Consider the following 21,883-nt stretch of genomic DNA (forward strand, 5'->3'; position numbering starts at 1 on the left):
GATATATATTTATGTTTTCCGTGGCAATATTCCTGCTCGACTCTAGCCTGAGTTAACTTATGATTGACTATCAGGAAAGTCTGGGATTACCCATTGAGGTGGTGCTGTGCGTTTTTTGCGGACGGCTTCTTCTGCGATATCTAGCATTTGATCTAAAGATGTATTTTCAATAAAACTCGATGCAGAACTCACATATTCCCGGTGGGGGCATTTATCACCCAGAATACAACCATTTTTACAGGCTTCTGCACAATTGATGGTAGTTTCCACAATAGTTTCCTCTCTCTCAAATTCGACAACCTGCCAAAAATTGTAGTATAGCAGTCAGATTGTCGGCTACTCATATAGGACATCAGACCATGAATCGTTTAATATACCAATTGAAATCTTTACCCTGGCGGTGGCTACTTCAAAGCGCCGGGGTCACAGTGGCTATAGTGGCGGCGGTTGAGTTGCTGTTGACTCTGGGTTTAACCTATTCGGCTAGTTTCTCTCAGGCGATCGCCTTCTTGTATTCCCCACCCTTGGGCATAATTATGTTTATCCTGTCGGCGATCGGTATCGGCGCTTTGGCTGTTTATCTCTTGGAACTTTGGGACCAAGATATGATCCTTAATTCCGGCAGTCTCTGGGCTTTGCTTGCCTGTCTACTTCTGGGTTTATGGATTAAATCCTTACTTCCCATACCTGACATCGTGATCACTTTATCACGATTTTCCTTTATTGGCGTTCTCGTCGGCGTTTTCTGGAAAGGAAGACCTTACTTTCGTTAACCCCCACCCATTGACGTTTAGCATTTAATATTTTACTATCTAGTTAAGTATTCACATAATATCTAAATGCAACGGCTAAAGGAGAATCAATGCTATTTCGTCAGCTATTCGACCCGGAAACCAGCACTTATACCTATCTAATTGCTGATACTGTCACCAAGGAAGCAGCCTTAGTCGATCCGGTTCTTGAACAAGTCGATCGCGATCTGAAATTGCTGGAAGAATTGGAATTAAAGTTACGCTATTGTTTAGAAACCCATATTCACGCTGACCATATTACCGGGACGGGGAAACTACGCCAGCTTACCGAATGTCTGGGAATTGTACCCCAAAAGGCTAATGCAGCCTGTGCCGATCGCTACATTGGTGATGGAGAAGTCTTAGAATTAGGGGAGATTAAAATTGAGGCGATCGCTACTCCCGGACACACTGACAGCCATATCACTTATTTGGTAAATGGCGATCGTATTTTAACCGGAGATTCCCTATTAATCCGAGGTTGTGGACGTACTGATTTCCAAAGTGGCGACCCCGGACAACTTTATGATTGCATTGTTCAAAAACTCTTTACACTTCCCGAAAATACTCTAGTTTATCCTGGTCATGACTATCGAGGTCATACAGTTTCCACTATTCAAGAAGAAAAACTTTACAACCCCCGTTTAGCCGGAAAAAGCCGCCAGAGTTTTATTGAATTAATGAATAGTCTCAATCTTCCCGACCCCAAAAAAATTATGGCTGCGGTTCCTGCTAATGAACGCTGCGGAAAAGTTCCCAGTCTTTCCTAAGTCTTTAAGCAAAATCTGGACGGGTTTATCTATCTTTCTAGTAACACACCAAAGCCGACTGGTCAGAAAGGGCGGGTTTATCTATCTTTCTGGGTTTCTAGTGATAGACCAAAGCCGACTGGTCAGAAAGAAAGGGCGGGTTTATCTATCTTTCTGGTGATACACCAAAGCTGACTGGTCAGAAAGGGCGGGTTTATCTATCTTTCTGGTAATACACCAAAGCCGACTGGTCAGAAAGGGCGGGTTTATCTATTTTTCTGGTAATACACCAAAGCTGACTGGTCAGAAAGAAAGGGCGGGTTTATCTATCTTTCTGGTGATACATTAAAGCCGACTGGTCAGAAAGAAAGGGCGGGTTTATCCATGTTTCTGGTGACACACCAAAGCTGACTGGTCAGAAAGGGCGGGTTTATCTATCTTTCTGGTGATACATTAAAGCTGACTGTAGAACCCGCCCCTACAGAGCCCGCGCCGATAATTATTAATTATTAATTATTAATTATTAATTATTAATTGCGTAACCCGCCCCAAATGTTTTTTTGATATTCCCTATTTTCTCATAGATTAATGATTATTTTGATTGTCGGACATCTCCTCGCTATTTGTATTGGTTTGAGTCTGGGTTTAATTGGGGGCGGAGGGTCAATTCTAGCCGTTCCGGTTCTCGTTTATATTATGGGAATAGGGACTAGAGAAGCGATCGCCATGAGTCTAGCCATTGTCGGTTCAGTCAGTTTGCTGGGGATGTTACCCCATTGGCGGCGTGGAAACGTGAATTTTAAGACTTTTGCAGTTTTTACCCCAACAGCCATGGTAGGGGCTTATTTTGGCGCTCGTTTAGCATCTTTTCCTGGGATTACCGATACCATTCAAATGGTCAGTTTTGGGGCGATCGCCTTACTGGCTAGTATATTGATGATTTCCCGCAGTAATCATGTCCCCAAGGCGGTCAGTCCGTCTGTGGGTAAAGACAATTCTCGCTGGTGGTTGATTCCCCTGGGGGGATTAGGCGTAGGTGTAATTACCGGATTTGTCGGGGTTGGGGGTGGATTTGCGATCGTACCAGTATTGGTATTGCTGGGGGGAATTCCGATTAAAGAGGCGATCGGCACTTCCTTATTAATTATCACATTTAACTCTATTGCTGGCATTATCGGCTATTTAGGACAGGTTCCCATCAATTGGTCTCTCACCTTTTCCATGACCATAGCTGCTAGTTTAGGGACTCTCGGCGGCGCTTATTTGAATCAGTTTATTGACGGGAAACGACTACAAAAATTCTTTGGTTTCTTTGTGTTAGGAATTGCGACCGTCGTTTTACTGCAACATTAATAGCATTGAACCCCACCCAGTTAAATTATGCCATCCATAGTTCAGCATTTGGTAGGGGGGGGTGATGACCCTCTCCCAGAGAGAGAGGGAGATTTTTATCAATGAGGAATTATCATGCCTTCAAAATACCTAGGTTTGATTGGGGATAGTAATATCAATCGAGGTAACTTTGACATCCTCATTCAAGCTATTAAGGGGGGGATTAATACTCTTTTGATTACCCACCACTAAAATCACCAGCTTTTCCGGTTGGAGATACTCAGCCGCCACCCTCTGAACATCCTCAATGGTGGTCTCCTCAACTTGACGACGGTAGTTGAAGATAAAATCGGCGGGATAACCGAAGTATTCATAACGCATCAAACGGGAAAGGGTTTGGTCGCCGGAAGCGAAATTAAACACAAAAGAATTAAGGGTTGATTCCTTGGCGTAGTTTAATTCGTCGGCGGTAATGGGTTGGGTGCGTATGCGCTTAATTTCCGATTTCATCGCCTGAATTAATGGAACAGTCGTATCTGAACGAGTTTGACCCCCAGAAATAAATAAGCCGGGATAATCAAAATTAGGACTCCATACCCCATACACAGAATAGGCTAAACCTTGACGCGATCGCACTTCATTAAATAGCCTACCACCAAAGCCATTCATCACACCATTAAGAACCATTAGCGCCGGGTAATCAGGATTATTAGCCTTACCGCCTAAATGTCCCATCTGCACATAACTTTGAGTGAGTTGGGGTTGGTCAATCATAAATACCCCACCCATATTAACCTGATTCACATCAGGAAGGGGAGGATTTATAGCTTGATCGCCAGATTTCCAATCTCCGAACTTTTCAGCAATTAGCGATCGCATTTCCGCTGAATCAAAATCTCCTACAATCCCCAATATCATATTTTTGGGGTGAAAATACTGTTGATGAAACTTGAATAAATCTGACCTAGAAATCTGTGCTAAATGTTCATATTCGACACTGCGAGCGTAGGGACTTGTCTCCCCATAAATTAGCTTTTGAAATTCCCGACTAGCTATGCGTTGAGGGTCATCATTTCGACGAGCGATCGCCCCTCGCATTTGATTTTTCGCTAACGCTAATTGTTGAGAATCAAAAGCTGGTTCCCTAATCACTTCTGCAAATAAACTAAATACCGCATCCAGGTCTTCACTTAATGCACTAAAACCCGCATTTCCCATAGTGTCACTAATTCCCGTTTCTACCGATGCGGCTTTGTATTCCAGGATTTCATTTAACACTTGGGGGGGATGTTTTTTGGTTCCCCCAGCGCGCATTAAACTCCCCGTTAAACTAGCTAATCCTACCTTATTATTAGGTTCAAAACGGCTGCCAGTTTTAAAGATAGCACTTCCCCTAACTAAAGGAAGTTCCCGGTCTTCCATTAAATAAATAACAATGCCATTGTCAAGTTCATAGCGACTGTATTCGGGAAGTGCCAAAGTGCGGAGGGGAGGGAATTCTAGTTCCCGATAATGTTTGGGAACTCCGGCGACTGCGGGGGAATGCCAAACCACTGTCATGACCAGGGTTAGACAGGCGATCGCCATTAGTAATAACCTGGATTTTTTCAATTTCATAGAGGTTGTCAATTGCATATTATTAGGAAGTGGTACATTAATTTTGCGATAAAAGACGACCCACCGTGCGATTTTCCGGGCGGAAAGTAGCCTGGGCGACCCTTTGAATATCTTGGGGAGTGATAGCCGAAATAGCATCCAAAGTTTCAAATAGGTTCCGCCAAGATCCTGTTTTCACCTCATAGTTAACTAAAGCAAAAGCCATCCCCATATTAGAATCAAGCGATCGCAATAAACTCGCCCGCGCCTGAGTTTTTACCCTTTCTAATTCCCGGGGAGAAACCAGTTCATTTTTGAGGCGGTCTATTTCCACTTGTAAAGCCGCCGCCACATCATCCACCGTATGATTAGGGGAAGTTAACGCATAAAACAACATCAAATTCTCATGTTTATTTCCCGGATAACTGCTAATTCCTTGGGCGGCGAGGGCTACCTGTTTTTGTTCTACCAAAGATTGATATAACCGGGAAGTGCGACCACTGCTAAGAATACTGGCGATCGCATCTATAACCACATGGTCTGGGTCACTGATAGCCGGGCGATGATACCCTTCTAAATACCAAGGTTGAGAACGTAGATATTTAGTGATTTCGCGAGTTTCAAGTTGTGGCGGTTCCTTCACATCAAGTTGTGGGGGATGAGGTCGAGATGGATAGCGACCAAAGTAGATTTCCGCCAGTTTTTTAACCTGTAATGGCTCTACATCTCCCACCACCGCTACAGTCAAATTACTCGGTACATAATAGGTATCAAAGAAATCCTGAACATTTGGGCGGGTCATCCTTTGCAAATCCTCTAAATAACCAATCACCGGACGACGATAGGGGTGTACTTGAAACGCCGTTTCAGCGAAAGCCTCCACCATTTGACCCACCGGAGAATTATCAGTCCGCAGTCTTCTTTCTTCAAGAATTACCTCTTTTTCCTTAAAGAATTCTCGGAATACAGGTTCTAAAAATCTCTCCGATTCCAGAGACATCCACAATTCTAACTTATTCGATGGTAGACTGTAGAAATATCTCGTTTCATCAGCAGAAGTCGTAGCATTCATTCCCACTCCCCCCGACTGTTCAACAATCCGCCCAAATTCATTTTGGTTAACATACTCAGACGCTTGTTTTTCCACCTTCACAAATTCCGCCGTCAGTTTAGCTACTTCCTCTGTATTACCCTGATTTTGGGCGACCAGGATACGGTCAAATAGTTGATCTAGTTTATCTAAAAGCGGTTTTTCCGCCGCATAATTACTCGTCCCAATCCGTTTAGTCCCCTTAAAAGCCAGATGTTCTAAATAATGGGCTACCCCCGTTTGTCCTTCCGGTTCATCAACACCCCCAACATCTGCATGAATTAAAAAAGAAACCACTGGCGCTTGATTTCTTTGTAAGACTATAAATTTCATCCCATTATCCAGGCGAAATTCACTCACTTTATCGATAACTCGATCTAAGTAAGGTTGGATAGATGGCGAATTGCTGGGAAGTTCATCAGCTTGGGTTGGCTGTCCAAAAGTAGTCACCCCCAGGACAATTGCTAACAGCAACAGCAGAAATTGTTTTAGCCAAGGGGGTAATCGTTTTTGATGGTGGTTATGTGAAGTCACGAACCAACTTAGATTCATAAAGATTTTTGAGTTTCTGGTTTAGATCATAGTTTCTATATTGACATACTCCCCCGTCAACTGCTATCCATGAAAAATACTATTCGTGAACTACAATGTCTCATCCACTCTTGACTCTGGCGAATTGCCTATCATACCATCAACTCAGGGTTTTGATAATTATCTCCCCCACAGCTTCAATTTATTTATGAACATCTTTAATCAATCTCCACCCCGAGAAGTTGACATACCTACTCGTATCCTGAAAGCGGCGACTAAACTTTTTGCGCGACGTGGCTATGAAGCAACTACTATCAAGGACTTGGCTGCTAAGGTGGGAGTGGCGGAGGGGACTATATTTCGCTACTTTCCTAATAAAAAGGCGATTTTGGTCGAGGTCGTGACTCAGGGATGGGTGGAGATTTTGACGGATTTACTCACAGAATTGAGTGAAGTCGCTAATTATCAAGGGATTTCACAAATTATGCGACATCGGATGATGGGTCTGCATAGTAACGCCGATTTACTGCGGGTTTGTTTCCTAGAAGCGCAGTTTCACCCGGAATTGAGCGATCGCATTCAGTCAGAAATTATTGCTAAAATGACAGACGTGGCTGAGGCTTTCTTTCAAACCGCCATCGAGAAGGGGGTTTATCGTCCCATGAATCCCCGTATCGTCGCCCAGGTATTTTTGGGGATGTTTGCTGTAGCTGGCTTCAGTTATCGCACTATTATTGACCCAGCCGCCTCCCCCAACGATATGCAGGAAATGGCTGAAGGACTCACTGATATTTTTCTCAATGGGATTATTAACCGAGAATCAACGGGCCATTAAAATCTCTGGGAAGGTCGAGCAAATTTTTTGGCGACAAGACTAGACTTATTTTTGAGAATCAGTTATAGTAGAATGATGTCACTGGGAGAGGTGGCTGAGTGGTCGAAAGCGGCAGATTGCTAATCTGTTGAGGGGTGTTCAGCCTCTCCGAGGGTTCGAATCCCTCCCTCTCCGTTCACAATTAACCTGGTGGGGAAAAACCAACAAGGCGATGAGTCTCTTACCTAATGTTTGCAAACAGTTACCCATTCACACCGACAAGTATTTGGGTTAATCCGTTGTCTGTGGCTCCTTCTCAATAAGGCCATAGAAAAAACGAGCATGGAGGGATTTGAACCCTCCATAAAAGCTATAACCCTTATTCTACCGCCATTCTAATGCGCTCAATGGCGATCGCACATTTAGGAGTTAGTGCCAAATGAGTGCAAGTATAAACAGTACACACAGTGGTACATATCAAGGCTTTCAAGACATTCTTGAGTTTTTTAATCTATCCCGCAAACAATGTCCCAAGGGTGTCAGGATTAAACGTAACCGGGGGACAATCCAACTAGACATCACCACTGACCCGGAAACGGGGGGCGTAAACAACGGGGATGTAATTGTCAGTTCACTTCTGAGGGTATCCGCAAGGCTGTTGACAAGGCTTGGCTAGTCCATAAATCCCTTGATGGACAATTCCAGTCAGTATCTGAATGGTTGGACTGGTACAAGGCTACTATCCTTGATGAGTCCAAAGTTCCCATGGAAAACGACTTAATCACTTATCGTCAAGTATTCAAAGACATGGAGGATGATTACTTTAATGGGGTACATCGTAACACCAAGCGAAAACGTTCCCGCGATATGGCTAGTGACCGGAAATCTTTCCGACGTTGCTTCACCCAGGTATTCGATCAAGTCACAGATTGGGATACTTACGTTAGTTGGGAAGGTATCAAAGAAGCACTGTATAGTCCACTACCAGACGGTAACAACCCAGTAGGACATAAAGACTTTAAAGACAGATACTACCGGTTAAAACAGGTAGCAGAACGCGCTGGACGCAAGAAAGCACTGGAGAAATTAGAAAAGATTGACCCTACTCAAACAGTATTTGCTGAATCCCAAAGTATAGACTTGGATACCTTGTTAAGTTTGCTAGACAAGGAACGCAACACTGATTATGGGCGGTCAACAGAAAACCAGGCACGTGATGGTTGGTGCTGGGTGTCGGCAATGTGTGCTTTATACGGGTTGAGACCGTCAGAAGTTGCGGCAGGTCAAAACTTAACCAAAGCCATTACGGTTGACGGTATCACTTTCCCGGCTGTATCTGACCCTAACAACCTTGAGTTAGTGCTGGTTATTGGTGAGTTTACTTACTTTGGTGGTAGCACCAAGACAGGTTGGCGGTTAGCTATCCCAATGTCAAAAGACAAGACTCTGATTAACCGCCTAGGAATTCATAACGTCTGCTTACCTATCACAGAATCCAAAGACCCTAGCAAGTTTAACGATAATCACCGCAAATGGTTAGAACGTCACGATTGGGGATTCACTCAAACTTATGCTTTCCAACACCTTGGTAACCAACTAGGAGAAATGAACGGGATACCACAAGAAATCAGAGCGCGTTCATTTGGTCATAGTGTTGCAGTTAATGACAGCAAGTACAAAAAACGCCGCCACCTGGCTACAGAGTTAGGTATCCTGACACGACATCAAAGGCAACCATTGCCACTAGATATGGGGAAACAAGCCTTAATTAATATCGGTATCAATCCAGATTTACCAGAAGTTAAGGCAATTCTTAGGGCAATATATCAACTCGATGATTAATCCCCAATAAACCCACAACACAATACCCTCTAGGCTAAATACCTAGGGGTTTTTTTTGCACTAACTCCTAAATGTGCGATCGCCCTTGAGTGCACTAGAGTAACGGTAGAATAGGGGTTATAGCCTTTATGAAGGGTTCAAATCCCTCCAGGCTCGTTTTTTCTATGGCGTTACCCTGACGGCGATAGCGGGAATTCACTTAACCCGATAGTCGTACCGTCACACTCAAAATGCACTCCATTCAGTCTTAGCACACGGGACAATTAGTGCATATCCCTTAGCAACAAATCTTAATTATTGACGGGTTAATCAATAAGCACAACTTAATCAATCTGTCAAATACCCATATCACCCCCTAAACCCGACAAGTGATAGGGTAGCTCCCTTGTGATACCCGTCAATGGCAAGCCTATCGGTTCGTTCGTCACCATTGACTGCTATCACATCGGTCACTTCCCCAATAGTACTTGTTCCGGTTATGGGGGGAGGGTATGATTCAAAGTCAACACGATAGCCGTAGGTAGCCGTAGAGGGGAACCTTCTAAGTAATCAATGTACAAAGATATCAGACCGCCTTTCCGTGGACTATACCTATAGGTAAACCTATGAGCGATCGCCTATCCGGTTATCTATGGGTCTGATTCATAATCTCCGGTGAGGGGAAACTATGGGCTATCATCTACCGACTCCAACCCGATACCCCTAAACAACTTTTCAACTGGTGACAATTACCGAGATGGGAATCGATACCCACATATAGCACAAGACAGAACACTTAGGACGTATAATGGAGAGGACGAGATGACTAAGAAGACCAAAAATGCCAGCCCCCTATAGTTACGACCTCAGACAAAAAGTTATTGATGCCATTGAACTAGACGGTATGCCCAAAACAGAAGCCAGTCAAGTTTTCCATGTCAGCAGGAACACCATTAATCTCTGGCTGCAAAGAAAAGCACAGACCGGAGACTTCCTCCCTAAACCTCATCACCGACCTGGCAATAACCACAAAATTACCGACTGGCAAAAATTCAAGGCTTTTGCCCAAGAGCATGGCGACAAAACAGCAGCTCAAATGGCTGAACTTTGGGATGACGACATCTCTCCTCGCACCATATCCAGAGCCTTGAAGAAAATTGGCTTCACCAGAAAAAAAAACTTACGGCTACCAAGAACGTGATGAGCAACAGCGAGAGGAGTTTATGGCTCAGATTGAACAGATGGAGCCACAAGAAGTGGTCTACCTCGATGAAGCCGGCATGAATAGTCAGGACTCGGATTACCCTTATGGTTACTGCGAGGAAGGAAAACGCTTCCATGCACTCAAATCAGGGAAGAGGCAGGGCAGGGTAAGTATGATAGCCGCATGGTGTCATCAACAACTCTTAGCTCCCTTTAGCTTTGAGGGTTGTTGTAATCGGACAGTGTTTGAGTTGTGGTTGGAGTTCATCTTAATTCCAACATTGAAGCCAGGTCAGACTCTAGTATTGGACAATGCAACGTTTCATAAAGGGGGACGGATTGCTGAACTGGTGGAGGCAGCTCAATGCCGTTTACTCTATCTACCACCTTATTCGCCAGACCTCAACAAGATAGAGAAATGTTGGTCGTGGCTGAAAGCCCGTATTCGCCACTGCATTGAGCAGTTTGATTCTCTCCATGATGCCATGGATTCCGTTCTCAAAGCTGCGTCCTAACCACCTTGACTAATGCTATACAAGCGATTACAACGTTTTTTTCGGCAATTCAAATTTGACCGGGCAGAGATTGCCCGTTTCGTCGTTAGCCTCATTGACATTCCCCAACCTTGGACTCTTAGTCTCGACCGCACCTGTTGGTTTTTCGGTCAAACCCATTTCAACATCTTGATGTTGGCAGTCGTCCACGAGGGGATTGCCTTTCCCCTGCTGTGGACGATGCTTGACAAAAAGGGCAATAGCAACAGTGGCGAACGCATGGACTTATTCGACCGCTTCGAGGCACTATTTCCTGACGTGGAGGTGGCTTGTCTGACCGCTGACCGGGAATTTGTGGGGCGAGATTGGCTCTCGTATCTTCTCATCGACCCCGAGGTTCCTTTCCGCCTACGCATCCGCCACAGCGAGCTGATTAGTCCTAAGTTAGGAGGAACTCGGCGTAGCGGCGAACGAATGTTTGATTCTCTGCGACCCGGAGAATTTCGCCAGCTTTCGGGTCGCCGTTGGGTTTGGGGACGGCAGGTTTACGTCATTGGCTCTCGTCTGGCTGATTCGGGGGAGTTGTTGATTCTCATCACTAACGCTTGCCCCGAAACGGCCCTCCCCGACTATGCTCGGCGTTGGGGTATTGAAAACCTCTTCGGAGCCTTGAAGACTCGGGGCTTCTGTCTCGAATCGACTCACTTTAAGGACCCTGAGCGCTTGAGCCGTTTATTGGCTTTGCTTAGCCTGGCTTTTACTTGGGCTATGAAGGTGGGTTTGTGGATTCACCAAGGTTCACCCATTCCTTTGAAGGCTCACGGACGACGCTCCCAGAGTCTTTTCCGCACTGGCTTCGATTTTCTACGCCGCACTTTCTCTAATCTGCCTTTGTTTTCAGGGCGGTTTCACCAGGCTCTACAACTTTTGTCCTGTACTTAACGCACGGACACCAATAGTCAGACATACCCTAGTGAGACCGAACGCAACACCATACGACGGAAACTGGACATACTGGGCAACCAGAAAAGGACAAGCAATTGGAACACCAACAAGGATAGCAAAACTACTCAAGAAACAGAAAGGTAAGTGTAAATGGTGTGGACAATACTTTACACCATCAGACGTAATTGAGGTTCACCATATTGTACCTCGATGCCTAGGCGGAAAGGATGTATACAATAATCTTCAATTACTACACCACCACACCCGCGATGACAAGACAGCCCTAGACAAGGCTAAAGCTGTATCCATAACAATGGAACAGTCAGACTAGGAGCTGTGTGAGGTGAAAGTCTCAAGCACGGTTTTGAATGGGAGGGAATGGAGGCGACTCCATTCTCGACCCCTAATGCGTTGGCGTTGTCTAGTGCCGTCTTATTATCGCGGGTGTGGCGATGTAATAGTTGAAGATTTTTGTATTCACCCTTTCTACCGAGGTTTCGAGGTACAATGTGGTCTACTTCAACTAAATCCGATGGCGCGAAATACTGTCCACACCAAGTACACCTACCTTTTTGCTTTTTGAGTAGTTTTGCTACCCTATTAGGCGTTTCAATTGCCTGTCCTCGTCTGGTTGCCCAGTAAGTCCAGTTTCCGTCGTATGGTGTTGCGTCAGGGCGCACTAGGGTATGTCTGACAATCGGAGTCCAATTATGTTGCCATAATGTGAGTCCATCCTTAGTCTGGAACAACCAAGATTCATGTCTTTCTTTCCCATTGCTAAGTTTAACCGTTCCATTTCTGAAATAGTTTCCTAGCTTATCGTGGCTTGCCTTTCCGCATCTTGATACTGTCCATGCCCGTAACATTAACCCAACTTTGTTGTCCAGTTTATTGAAGGTCTCTGTTGAGACTACCGCTGAATAATAGTTTGACCATCCTCGAATAATCGGGTTTAGTCTGCTAATCAGGGCTGACTGGGGTGCGGTTTTAAGTTGTTTTATTGCACCTTTAATCTCTTCTGTGTGGGCTTTAACTGCTTTATTGCTGGGTTTAATGCAGGTTTTGTGACCGATTAATCGGCTTGTCCTTCCCCCTATTTTCCCAGATTTATATTTCCCAACAGGATATTGCCTAATGGTGAATCCTAGAAAATCAAATCCTGGCTCCTCTGTTTTGCCATTGTACTCAATGGGTTTGAGCGTGTGACAGATTCGGGTCTTTTCAGGTTTTATTTCTAGTCCCACAGGTTTTAACCATTCGGAAATAGCAGTTTTGCACTGTTCAATGATTTCGAGTGATGGGGATATCACTACAAAATCATCGGCGTATCTTATAACAGTAGCCTGCGCTCTGTTTGCTTTCTTAGGATACATTGTCTCTATGAACCTAACCATTCCCAACAGTGCGATGTTGGCGAGTATTGGACTTATTACCCCTCCTTGGGGTGTCCCTGTTTCTGTATCATCGAAAACGCCGTTATCTAGCACGCCCGCTTTGAGCCATTGTTTTAGGTCTCTCTTTAGGCTGCTTGGACAATGAATTTTGGACAGTAGGTAATCATGGTTCACGGTAAGAGCATTTTGCTATATCTGCATCGAGAACATAGTATTGTCCTTGATTTATGGCACTGTAAATTATACCAATTGCATCTTGGGCTGACCGTCCGGGACGGAACCCATAGCTTGTGCCTTCAAATCTCGATTCCCATTCAGGTTCGAGAGCCGATTTAACCAAGGCTTGCCTTGCTCTGTCTTGGATTGTGGGTATTCCTAGAGGGCGTTTTTCATCCCTGCCGGGTTTTGGAATCCACACCCGTCGCAGTGGTTTTGCTTTGAGGTTTCCCTTAATGCTCTCCACAAGTTCAAACCTTTGTCTTGGAGAGATTGCTCTCATTCCATCAACTCCAGCCGTTTTCTTGCCTTGACCCGCTTGGGGGGCGGGTTTATTAAGCTGACTGTTGGGAAGCATGGCTGACCGTGGAACCCGCCCCTACAGCCGCACTGCTAAGAGTCGGGTTATGGTCGAAAGGGAAGTCACCTTCCCCAACTCCACTTCAAAACCGTACTTGAGACTTTCACCTCATACGGCTCCTAATGTAGATACCCTTTTTGTCACTAGGAACAGGGTTACGAACCCCCGCTTTATGATTCCAACTTTGGGAGCTTGGCATACAACTCGTAGTCTTTAAACTCGCTCTCGTCATATTACTCCTACTTGTCGCAGTCTCTATATCTACACCGTGACTAGTGGGCATATCCTAATCATTACAATTAGGCATTGGCTTTCAGTCACATCCTTTCCCCTCAATGGTATACGCTTACACTTTTCACTACTCCTTGTGAGTAATATTGCTCACTTTTTTGATAAGGAGAACCAATGAGGAGTTTAAACGTTCCGTTTATATGGGCATTCCATCTTTAGACTTGTCCTCTCCACCGGGGTACTTAAAAAGGTCTGTGTAGGTGTTTTATGCAAAACCCTACTTTTCCCCTTGCTCTTTTGAGCGCAGCGTGGCAACCTATTACGCTGCTAAATCATTACGATGGTTCAAGCCAGACATTCGGTTTCCCTAGTCATGGATGGTTGGCAGTGGTCGCATTTGGTAGTAGGTTCTACCTCACGCCTTCCGTTCCCCGCTTCAATCCCAGAATCGTGTATCCTGAAATTGGGGGTGGCTATCGCCTTTACTCTCTACTCCCTGATTTCTCAGTTTGTTTATGACCTTGAGTCCCCTGCCTTGCTCAGATTTCTCCAAGCGTCGGGACATATAAACAGTTATGGGATGGTCAGGATACGAGTCCCTTATATTCCACCAAGGGGTGGAAGTCCCACTAGGAGGCTATTTCGGGCATTGCATCCCTATTTCACTCCTAAACGTCTCGCACGCATAATATGACTTTACCAATAGACGTTGCAACCTTCTTGCCTTCGCGTCCTGTCCCGATTTAGCTGCTTGGAATATCCTCTTTTGGAGCTTGAAAACTTTCCTCTGGACTTTCGCCCAAGGGATATTAGGGGTCGAGATAGACCTCACGGTCTATCCCTCCCACTCAGAACCGTACATGAGACTTTCACCTCATACGGCTCCTAATTTGACTGGTTATGGTCGAAAGAGAAGTCACCTTCCCCAACTCCAATTCCAAACCGTGCTTGCGAGTTTCCCAGCACACGGCTCCTGATGTAGATACCCTATTTGTCAGTAGGAACAGGGCTACGACCCCCCGCTTTGTAACCTCAACTTTAGGAGCTATATACAACGTCGTAGTCTTTAAACTCGCACTCGTCATCAAACTCTTAATTGTCGCGGTCTCTATATCCACACCGTGGCTAGTGGGCATATCCTAACCATTACAGTTAGGCATTAGCTTTCAGCCACATCCTTTCCCCTTAAAGGTATACGCTTACACTTTTCACTACTCCACAGGTACATCCTGCCGAGAGCCTAAAAGGGGTTTAAACGTTCCGTTTATACGGGCATTCCATCTTTAGACTTGTCCTGTCCACCGGGGTAATTTTAAAGGTCTGTGTAGGTATAGCACAAGACAGAACACTTAGGACGTATAATGGAGAGGACGAGATGACTAAGAAGACCAAAAATGCCAGCCCCCTATAGTTACGACCTCAGACAAAAAGTTATTGATGCCATTGAACTAGACGGTATGCCCAAAACAGAAGCCAGTCAAGTTTTCCATGTCAGCAGGAACACCATTAATCTCTGGCTGCAAAGAAAAGCACAGACCGGAGACTTCCTCCCTAAACCTCATCACCGACCTGGCAATAACCACAAAATTACCGACTGGCAGAAATTCAAGGCTTTTGCCCAAGAGCATGGCCACAAAACCTCCGCTCAAATGGCTGAACTTTGGGATGACGACATCTCTCCTCGCACCATATCCAGAGCCTTGAAGAAAATTGGCTTCACCAGAAAAAAAACTTACGGCTACCAAGAACGTTGGAAGCAACAGCGAGAGGAGTTTATGGCTCAGATTGAACAGATGGAGCCGGAAGAAGTGGTCTACCTCGATGAAGCCGGCATGAATAGTCAGGACTCGGATTACCCTTATGGTTACTGCGAGGAAGGAAAACGCTTCCATACACTCAAATCAGGGAAGAGGCAGGGCAGGGTAAGTATGATAGCCGCATGGTGTCATCAACAACTCTTAGCTCCCTTTAGCTTTGAGGGTTGTTGTAATCGGACAGTGTTTGAGTTGTGGTTGGAGTTCATCTTAATTCCAACATTGAAGCCAGGTCAGACTCTAGTATTGGACAATGCAACGTTTCATAAAGGGGGGCGGATTGCTGAACTGGTGGAGGCAGCTCAATGCCGTTTACTCTATCTACCACCTTATTCGCCAGACCTCAAGAAGATAGAGAAATGTTGGTCGTGGCTGAAAGCCCGTATTCGCCACGGTATTGAGCAGTTTGATTCTCTCCATGATGCCATGGATTCCGTTCTCAAAGCTGCGTCCTAACCACCTTGACTAATGCTATACTTCACGCCTTCCGTTCCCCGCTTCAATCCTGGGGTTATGATTCCCAAAATTGGGCAGCAATTCTCATTTTGGCGAAAACCTGTTCAAGTCCCCAGCATCCCTGTATCGTAATGACATCTAAGAAACCCAGGAGGGCCAGAGCCGTTGAAAAAGCCAGGTTGCTTTGAGACTCTAGTCGGTTCTTTCCGCCAGTGCTTGTCATCGCTACCGGACAAGCGCCGGGGTAAAAATCGCCGCTATGGAATGGAGGATGCCGCTTTAAGTGCGTGAGCGTGTGTTTTTTACTCAAACTCCGTCGTTTCTGGCTTATCAACGTCTGATGGAGGGGAGTAAAGGCAAGAGCAATGCCCAAAGTCTGTTTGGAGTTCATCGAATTCCCTGTGATCACCAGATTCGGGACTTATTAGATGCCGTGTCCCCAGAGCACCTGTTTCCAGTGTTTGAGGAGATCCTACAAGTCTTGGAAGCCCAGGGGCAGTTAGAAGACTTCCGTTGCCTAGGGGACAGTCTATTAGTCGCGTTGGATGGCACGGAATACTTCAGTTCCGACAAAATTCACTGTCCCCACTGTTCAACGCGCACCCAGAAGTCAGGAAAAACCCATTACTTCCATAGTGTTGTCACTCCAGTCATCGTCTGTCCGGGACAGAATCATGTGATTCCCTTAGTCCCCGAATTTATCGTGCCCCAAGATGGTCATGATAAGCAAGACTGTGAGAATGCCGCCGCCAAACGCTGGCTATCGAGGCAAGAACAATGCTTGAGGGCTTTGAATGTCAAGGTTTTAGGGGATGACCTCTATTGCCACCAACCGTTGTGTCAGCAGTTTTTAGAGCAGCAACTTAACTTCATCGTCGTCTGTCGCCCCGAGTCTCATACTACCCTCTATGAACACCTAGAGGGCATCGAACTCCCGACCCTCACGACCAAGAAGTGGACTGGTCAAGTCGAGAAAACCTATACCTACCGCTATCTCAACGGAGTCCCCCTCAAAGATAGCGATGAGGCCCTGTTGGTTAACTGGTGCGAACTTACTGTCACCACCGCTGATGGCCAGGTAACCTATCACAACTCCTTTGCCACGAATTATCCTCTCAGCGATGAGAATGTAGCCGAGGTGGTTCGGGCCGGGCTGACTCGTTGGAAAGTTGAGAATGAGAACAACAACACTCTCAAGACCAAGGGCTACCATCTCGAACACAATTTTGGCCATGGCAAGCAGCATCTTTCTTCCTTGCTGGCGACCCTCAACATCCTCTCGCTGCTCTTCCACACCCTGCTGGAGTTGCTCGATAACAAGTACCAGTTGCTACGAGCGCACTTATAGCACAAGACAGAATACTTAGGACGTATAATGGAGAGGACGAGATGACTAAGAAGACCAAAAATGCCAGCCCCCTATAGTTACGACCTCAGACAAAAAGTTATTGATGCCATTGAACTAGACGGTATGCCCAAAACAGAAGCCAGTCAAGTTTTCCATGTCAGCAGGAACACCATTAATCTCTGGCTGCAAAGAAAAGCACAGACCGGAGACTTCCTCCCTAAACCTCATCACCGACCTGGCAATAACCACAAAATTACCGACTGGCAAAAATTCAAGGCTTTTGCCCAAGAGCATGGCGACAAAACAGCAGCTCAAATGGCTGAACTTTGGGATGACGACATCTCTCCTCGCACCATATCCAGAGCCTTGAAGAAAATTGGCTTCACCAGAAAAAAAACTTACGGCTACCAAGAACGTGATGAGCAACAGCGAGAGGAGTTTATGGCTCAGATTGAACAGATGGAGCCGGAAGAAGTGGTCTACCTCGATGAAGCCGGCATGAATAGTCAGGACTCGGATTACCCTTATGGTTACTGCGAGGAAGGAAAACGCTTCCATGCACTCAAATCAGGGAAGAGGCAGGGCAGGGTAAGTATGATAGCCGCATGGTGTCATCAACAACTCTTAGCTCCCTTTAGCTTTGAGGGTTGTTGTCATCGGACAGTGTTTGAGTTGTGGTTGGAGTTCATCTTAATTCCAACATTGAAGCCAGGTCAGACTCTAGTATTGGACAATGCAACGTTTCATAAAGGGGGACGGATTGCTGAACTGGTGGAGGCAGCTCAATGCCGTTTACTCTATCTTCCGCCTTATTCGCCAGACCTCAACAAGATAGAGAAATGTTGGTCGTGGCTGAAAGCCCGTATTCGCCACTGCACGTGAGCAGTTTGATTCTCTCCATGATGCCATGGATTCCGTTCTCAAAGCTACGTCCTAACCACCTTGACTAATGCTATACCTACCCGCCAAACCTTCTTTAATGATTTGCGCGCGCTTACCCAGACTGTACGCTGAGACAGTTGGGACCACCTTCTGACCTTTATGCTTGAGGGTCTCGAGTTAGACATCCCACCCGATAGCAGTTGAATTTCCCAAATGAGAATTGCTGTTCTGACGCACCCTACCAGGCGATCGCACCCGATCGCCTGGTAGGATATTAACTATCTGTAATTGGTAAATTGTAGTGCTACGGGGAAATCTTCCTGCTTGAGATATCTAATTATCTCCTGTAAATCATCTTTAGACTTACTAGAAACCCGCACCGCATCACCTTGGATAGAAGCCTGAGATTTTTTGAAATTATCTTTAATAATCTTGGTAATCTGTTTAGCCACATCCTTGCTAATCCCTTTTTTCAGGGTAATTTCTTGGCGGACTCGGTTTCCACTAGCTGACTCAACCTTTCCATAATCAAAAATTTTGAGGGATAGATTACGTTTAGCAGCCTTAGTTTGCATAATCGTATGGACCGCATCAAGAGTAAACTCGCTGTCGGTATTGACAACAATTACCTCATCACCAAGTTCTAGGGTAGTGTTAGTATCTTTCAAATCGTAGCGACTAATAATTTCTCGTTTGGCTTGGTCTAGTGCATTGACCAATTCTTGACGGTCGAAATCGCTGACAATATCGAAAGAAGATGTTGAAGCCATAAGCCTTCGTTGCTATGTAATGTTCTACTGATTTCTTAGGACAAGGATTCTAACCCCAAACATCCAAATATGCAACAATTTTGATAAAAAGCCGTCCCCAGCTAGGCTAAAGGACGGGTCTTTGTATCCAATTTTTCGGTAACAGCAGTCTGATTTTGGCATTGAACAGCAAATCAGGCCTTATGGGGTGAGATAGCTTATATCTCTGAGAACTTGCCCCAATAGATCTATACCAACTAAGTGCCACTGGCAACCTCTGGCTTCAATCCAAATAGAACAAAGTTACCACCTTCCGCTGATTTTCGGCTTCTTCACAGGTCCTCAGCAAAGTATCACTGTCATGAAAAGCAAAACATATCAACTGCTGACACCGGGAAATAATTTCCTGATTGCAGGAGGAACTAGCTTCGGCCAAAGATAAGGTATCTCCAGAGGGATTTTCGACCAAATGGATGACCTGTTCTAGCTGTGACCGTGACTCGCGAGGCTGACGTTCGAGACTTTGAGGTAGAATGACTGTTAAAAGATTAGGATCAGCCCGCATTGCCCCTCTAATGGCGGCTGAGTTAGTCCCGGTTGCACCGGAGGTAATCAGATGGTTTCCCCCCAAAACTAGGGCATAACTCATCATCTCAATCAAATTCTGATGGGTTAAGGGAATATGGCGGGAACCGAGTAAGGCAATGCGCTTGGAGCCGGTTTGCTGAATGGCTGCAAGTTCTTCTAAAAATTCATCTACTCTGGGCAAATTGATGGACTGACTCAAGGATACTCTTATATATTTACCAAGAATTAGGGGTCGAGATAGACCTCACGGTCTACCCCTCCCATTCAGAACCGGACGTGAGACTTTCACCTCATCCGGCTCTTAGTCTGATTGTTCCATTGTTAAGGATACAGCTTTGGCGTTGTTTTTGTCAAGCGCCGTTTTATTATCGTGACAGTGACGGTGCAATAATTGAAGATTCTTGTATTCATCCTTTCCACCTAAGTTTCGAGGTACAATGTGGTCTACTTCAACTCAATCTGATGGTGCAAAATACTGTCCACACCAGGAACACCTGCCTTTTTGCTTTTTGAGTAGTTTCGCTACCCTTGTTGGCGTATCGATTGCTTGTCCTTTTCTGGTTGCCCAATAAGTCCAATTTCCGTCGTATGGTGTCGCTTCTGGGCGTACTAGGGTATGTCTGGCAATTGGGGTCCAATTATGTTTCCACAATTGGAGTCCCTCTTTAGTTTTAAACAACCAAGTTTCATGCCTTTCTTTTCCGTTGCTAAGTTTAACCGTTTCCTGCTGGAAGTAGTTCCTTCACTTTTCATGATTCGCCTTTCCGCATCTTGATACTGTCCATGCCCTTAGCATCTTCCAGACTATATGGTCTAGTTTGTTGAAGGTCTCTGTTGAGACTACTCCTGAATAGTAGTTTGACCATCCCCTTATAATTGGGTTTAGTCTACTTATCAGAGCTGGTTGGGGTGCCGTTTTATGTTGTTTTATTACACCCTTTATCACTTCAATTTGGGCTTTAACTGCTTTGTTACTGGGTTTAATATGGGTTTTGTGACCGATTAATCTGCTTCCTCTTCCCCCTGTTTTCCCAGATTTATATTTTCCTACCGGATATTGCCTGATATTGAATCCTCGAAAATTAAACCCCGGTTCCTCAATCTTGCCGTTATACTCAATAGGATTGAGTGTGTTACAAATTCGAGTTTTTTCGGGTTTAATTTCTAGTCCTACAGGTTCTAACCATTCAGAAATTGCAGTTTGGCACTGTTCGATGATTTTTAAGTCTTTTGAGATGACCACAAAATCATCGGCATATCTTATAAAGTTCACCTGGGTGGTTGTTCCTTTATTGGGATACATTTCTTTAACTAACCTTTCCATTCCCAACAGTGCGATGTTGGCGAGTATTGGATTTATAGCATTAGTCAAGGTGGTTAGGACGCAGCTTGGAGAACGGAATCCATGGCATCATGGAGAGAATCAAACTGCTCAATACAATGGCGAATGCGGGCTTTCAACCACGACCAACATTTCTCTATCTTGTTGAGGTCTGGCGAATAAGGTGGTAGATAGAGCAAACGGCATTGAGCCGCCTCCACTAGCTCAGGAATCCGTCCCCCTTTATGAAACGTTGCATTGTCTAGCACTAGAGTCTGACCTGGCTTCAGTGTTGTAATTAAGATGAACTCCAACCACAACTCAAACACTGTCCGATTACAACAACCCTCAAAGCTAAAGGGGGCTAAGAGTTGTTGATGACACCATGCGGCTATATAGCTCACCCTGTCCTGCCTCTTCCCTGATTTGAGGGCATGGAAGCGTTTTCCTTCCTCGCAGTAACCATAAGGGTAATCCGAGTCCTGACTATTCATGCCGGCTTCATCGAGGTAGACCACTTCTTGTGGCTCCATATGTTCAATCTGAGCCATAAACTCCTCTCGCTGTTGCTTCCAACGTTCTTGGTAGCCGTAAGTTTTTTTTCTGGTGAAGCCAATTTTCTTCAAGGCTCTGGATATGGTGCGAGGAGAGATGTCGTCATCCCAAAGTTCAGCCATTTGAGCGGAGGTTTTGTGGCCATGCTCTTGGGCAAAAGCCTTGAATTTCTGCCAGTCGGTAATTTTGTGGTTATTGCCAGGTGGGTGATTAGGTTTAGGGAGGAAGTCTCCGGTCTGTGCTTTTCTTTGCAGCCAGAGATTAATGGTGTTCCGGCTGACATGGAAAACTTGACTGGCTTCTGTTTTGGGCATACCGTCTAGTTCAATGGCATCAATAACTTTTTGTCTGAGGTCGTAACTATAGGGGGCTGGCATTTTGGGTCTTCTTAGTCATCTCGTCCTCTCCATTATACGTCCTAACTTTCCTGTCTGGTGCTATATTACCCCTCCCTGGGGTGTCCCTGTTTCTGTATCCTCAAATACACCGTTATCCAATACACCCGCTTTGAGCCATTGTCTCAGGTCTCTTTTCAGGCAGCTTGGACATTGAGTTTTGGACAGTAGGTAATCATGGTTCACGGTAAGAGCATTTTGTTAGGG

At 45.3% G+C, this 21,883-nt stretch carries 15 protein-coding genes, 1 tRNA gene and 6 pseudogenes; 13 read left to right on the forward strand and 9 right to left on the reverse strand.

Annotation, left to right across the window (positions count from 1 at the left end; translation table 11 throughout):
* Positions 1 to 57 precede the first annotated feature (57 nt).
* Positions 58 to 270: a hypothetical protein gene (locus HFV01_RS20655; protein ID WP_006621100.1), complete on the reverse strand. Its 213-nt coding sequence runs from the start codon at positions 268 to 270 to the stop codon at positions 58 to 60.
* A gap of 89 nt (positions 271 to 359) precedes the next feature.
* Here HFV01_RS20655 and HFV01_RS20660 point away from each other — a divergent pair, with 89 nt between their 5' ends.
* The 3 genes from HFV01_RS20660 (at position 360) to HFV01_RS20670 (ending at position 2,893) form a co-directional block, all read left to right on the forward strand.
* Positions 360 to 773, forward strand: a complete 414-nt coding sequence (locus tag HFV01_RS20660) for a hypothetical protein (protein WP_006621101.1) — start codon at positions 360 to 362, stop codon at positions 771 to 773.
* Positions 774 to 862: 89 nt separating this feature from the next.
* Complete coding sequence (locus HFV01_RS20665; protein ID WP_006621102.1) at positions 863 to 1,561, forward strand: MBL fold metallo-hydrolase; 699 nt, start codon at positions 863 to 865, stop codon at positions 1,559 to 1,561.
* Between the two features lie 567 nt (positions 1,562 to 2,128).
* On the forward strand, positions 2,129 to 2,893 hold the full coding sequence (locus HFV01_RS20670) for a sulfite exporter TauE/SafE family protein (protein WP_006669866.1): 765 nt from the start codon (positions 2,129 to 2,131) through the stop codon (positions 2,891 to 2,893).
* A 129-nt stretch (positions 2,894 to 3,022) separates the two neighbouring features.
* On the opposite strand, the gene HFV01_RS20675 is transcribed toward HFV01_RS20670, so the two are convergent.
* Complete coding sequence (locus HFV01_RS20675) at positions 3,023 to 4,507, reverse strand: M16 family metallopeptidase (protein WP_193520350.1); 1,485 nt, start codon at positions 4,505 to 4,507, stop codon at positions 3,023 to 3,025.
* 19 nt (positions 4,508 to 4,526) lie between these two features.
* Positions 4,527 to 6,110 (reverse strand): M16 family metallopeptidase, encoded by a 1,584-nt coding sequence (locus tag HFV01_RS20680; protein WP_006669868.1) that lies wholly within the window; start codon positions 6,108 to 6,110, stop codon positions 4,527 to 4,529.
* Positions 6,111 to 6,297: 187 nt separating this feature from the next.
* On the opposite strand from HFV01_RS20680, the gene HFV01_RS20685 reads away from it, so the two are divergent.
* The 6 genes and pseudogenes from HFV01_RS20685 to HFV01_RS20710 all read left to right on the forward strand — a co-directional run.
* Entirely contained in the window at positions 6,298 to 6,924 is a 627-nt protein-coding gene (locus HFV01_RS20685; protein ID WP_006669869.1) for a TetR/AcrR family transcriptional regulator, read from the forward strand.
* An 84-nt stretch (positions 6,925 to 7,008) separates the two neighbouring features.
* Positions 7,009 to 7,098, forward strand: a tRNA-Ser gene (locus HFV01_RS20690).
* A gap of 570 nt (positions 7,099 to 7,668) precedes the next feature.
* Positions 7,669 to 8,745 carry a site-specific integrase gene (locus HFV01_RS20695; RefSeq protein ID WP_006621107.1) on the forward strand — a complete coding sequence of 359 codons (1,077 nt, stop codon included), beginning with the start codon at positions 7,669 to 7,671 and terminating at the stop codon, positions 8,743 to 8,745.
* An 820-nt stretch (positions 8,746 to 9,565) separates the two neighbouring features.
* Positions 9,566 to 10,442 (forward strand): IS630-like element ISAtsp1 family transposase gene (locus HFV01_RS20700; RefSeq protein WP_193520351.1). Its coding sequence is split into 2 segments (ribosomal slippage): positions 9,566 to 9,895 and positions 9,897 to 10,442, totalling 876 coding nucleotides; the frame shifts between segments, so codons are not numbered across the junction.
* 18 nt (positions 10,443 to 10,460) lie between these two features.
* A pseudogene (locus HFV01_RS20705) lies at positions 10,461 to 11,363 on the forward strand (IS4-like element ISAtsp3 family transposase); the annotation flags it as partial.
* A gap of 7 nt (positions 11,364 to 11,370) precedes the next feature.
* Positions 11,371 to 11,697 (forward strand): annotated as a pseudogene (locus HFV01_RS20710) (HNH endonuclease); the annotation flags it as partial.
* Here the strand turns inward: HFV01_RS20710 and ltrA are convergent.
* Positions 11,660 to 13,298: pseudogene (gene ltrA, locus HFV01_RS20715) on the reverse strand (group II intron reverse transcriptase/maturase); the annotation flags it as partial. The pseudogenes HFV01_RS20710 and ltrA overlap by 38 nt on opposite strands.
* Positions 13,299 to 13,865: 567 nt before the next feature.
* Between ltrA and HFV01_RS20725 the strand changes: the two are divergent.
* On the forward strand, positions 13,866 to 14,087 hold the full coding sequence (locus tag HFV01_RS20725; RefSeq protein WP_193520191.1) for a hypothetical protein: 222 nt from the start codon (positions 13,866 to 13,868) through the stop codon (positions 14,085 to 14,087).
* 163 nt (positions 14,088 to 14,250) lie between these two features.
* Here HFV01_RS20725 and HFV01_RS20730 read toward each other — a convergent pair.
* A pseudogene (locus HFV01_RS20730) lies at positions 14,251 to 14,400 on the reverse strand (reverse transcriptase N-terminal domain-containing protein); the annotation flags it as partial.
* Positions 14,401 to 14,962: 562 nt separating this feature from the next.
* On the opposite strand from HFV01_RS20730, the gene HFV01_RS20735 reads away from it, so the two are divergent.
* The 3 genes and pseudogenes from HFV01_RS20735 (at position 14,963) to HFV01_RS20745 (ending at position 18,123) form a co-directional block, all read left to right on the forward strand.
* A complete protein-coding gene (locus tag HFV01_RS20735) occupies positions 14,963 to 15,838 on the forward strand; it encodes an IS630 family transposase (RefSeq protein ID WP_006669876.1) in 876 nt (291 codons plus the stop codon).
* Between the two features lie 165 nt (positions 15,839 to 16,003).
* Positions 16,004 to 17,186: pseudogene (locus HFV01_RS20740) on the forward strand (ISNCY-like element ISAtsp9 family transposase).
* A gap of 60 nt (positions 17,187 to 17,246) precedes the next feature.
* Positions 17,247 to 18,123, forward strand: a protein-coding gene (locus HFV01_RS20745; RefSeq protein ID WP_260378383.1) for an IS630-like element ISAtsp1 family transposase whose coding sequence is annotated in 2 segments (ribosomal slippage) — positions 17,247 to 18,059 and positions 18,061 to 18,123 — 876 coding nt in all. Because the reading frame shifts where the segments join, the coding sequence is not laid out codon by codon here.
* 223 nt (positions 18,124 to 18,346) lie between these two features.
* Here HFV01_RS20745 and HFV01_RS20750 read toward each other — a convergent pair.
* From HFV01_RS20750 to HFV01_RS20765, 4 genes and pseudogenes are all read right to left on the reverse strand, one after another.
* Positions 18,347 to 18,838, reverse strand: coding sequence for a YajQ family cyclic di-GMP-binding protein (locus tag HFV01_RS20750; RefSeq protein ID WP_006615946.1), 492 nt, complete (start codon positions 18,836 to 18,838; stop codon positions 18,347 to 18,349).
* 262 nt (positions 18,839 to 19,100) lie between these two features.
* A complete protein-coding gene (locus HFV01_RS20755; protein WP_006615945.1) occupies positions 19,101 to 19,604 on the reverse strand; it encodes a hypothetical protein in 504 nt (167 codons plus the stop codon).
* A gap of 102 nt (positions 19,605 to 19,706) precedes the next feature.
* A pseudogene (locus HFV01_RS20760) lies at positions 19,707 to 20,765 on the reverse strand (group II intron reverse transcriptase); the annotation flags it as partial.
* A 17-nt stretch (positions 20,766 to 20,782) separates the two neighbouring features.
* Positions 20,783 to 21,658, reverse strand: coding sequence for an IS630 family transposase (locus HFV01_RS20765; protein WP_108615031.1), 876 nt, complete (start codon positions 21,656 to 21,658; stop codon positions 20,783 to 20,785).
* Positions 21,659 to 21,883 lie beyond the last annotated feature (225 nt).

This window comes from Limnospira fusiformis SAG 85.79 (assembly GCF_012516315.1).
Classification (GTDB): Bacteria; Cyanobacteriota; Cyanobacteriia; order Cyanobacteriales; family Microcoleaceae; genus Limnospira; species Limnospira fusiformis.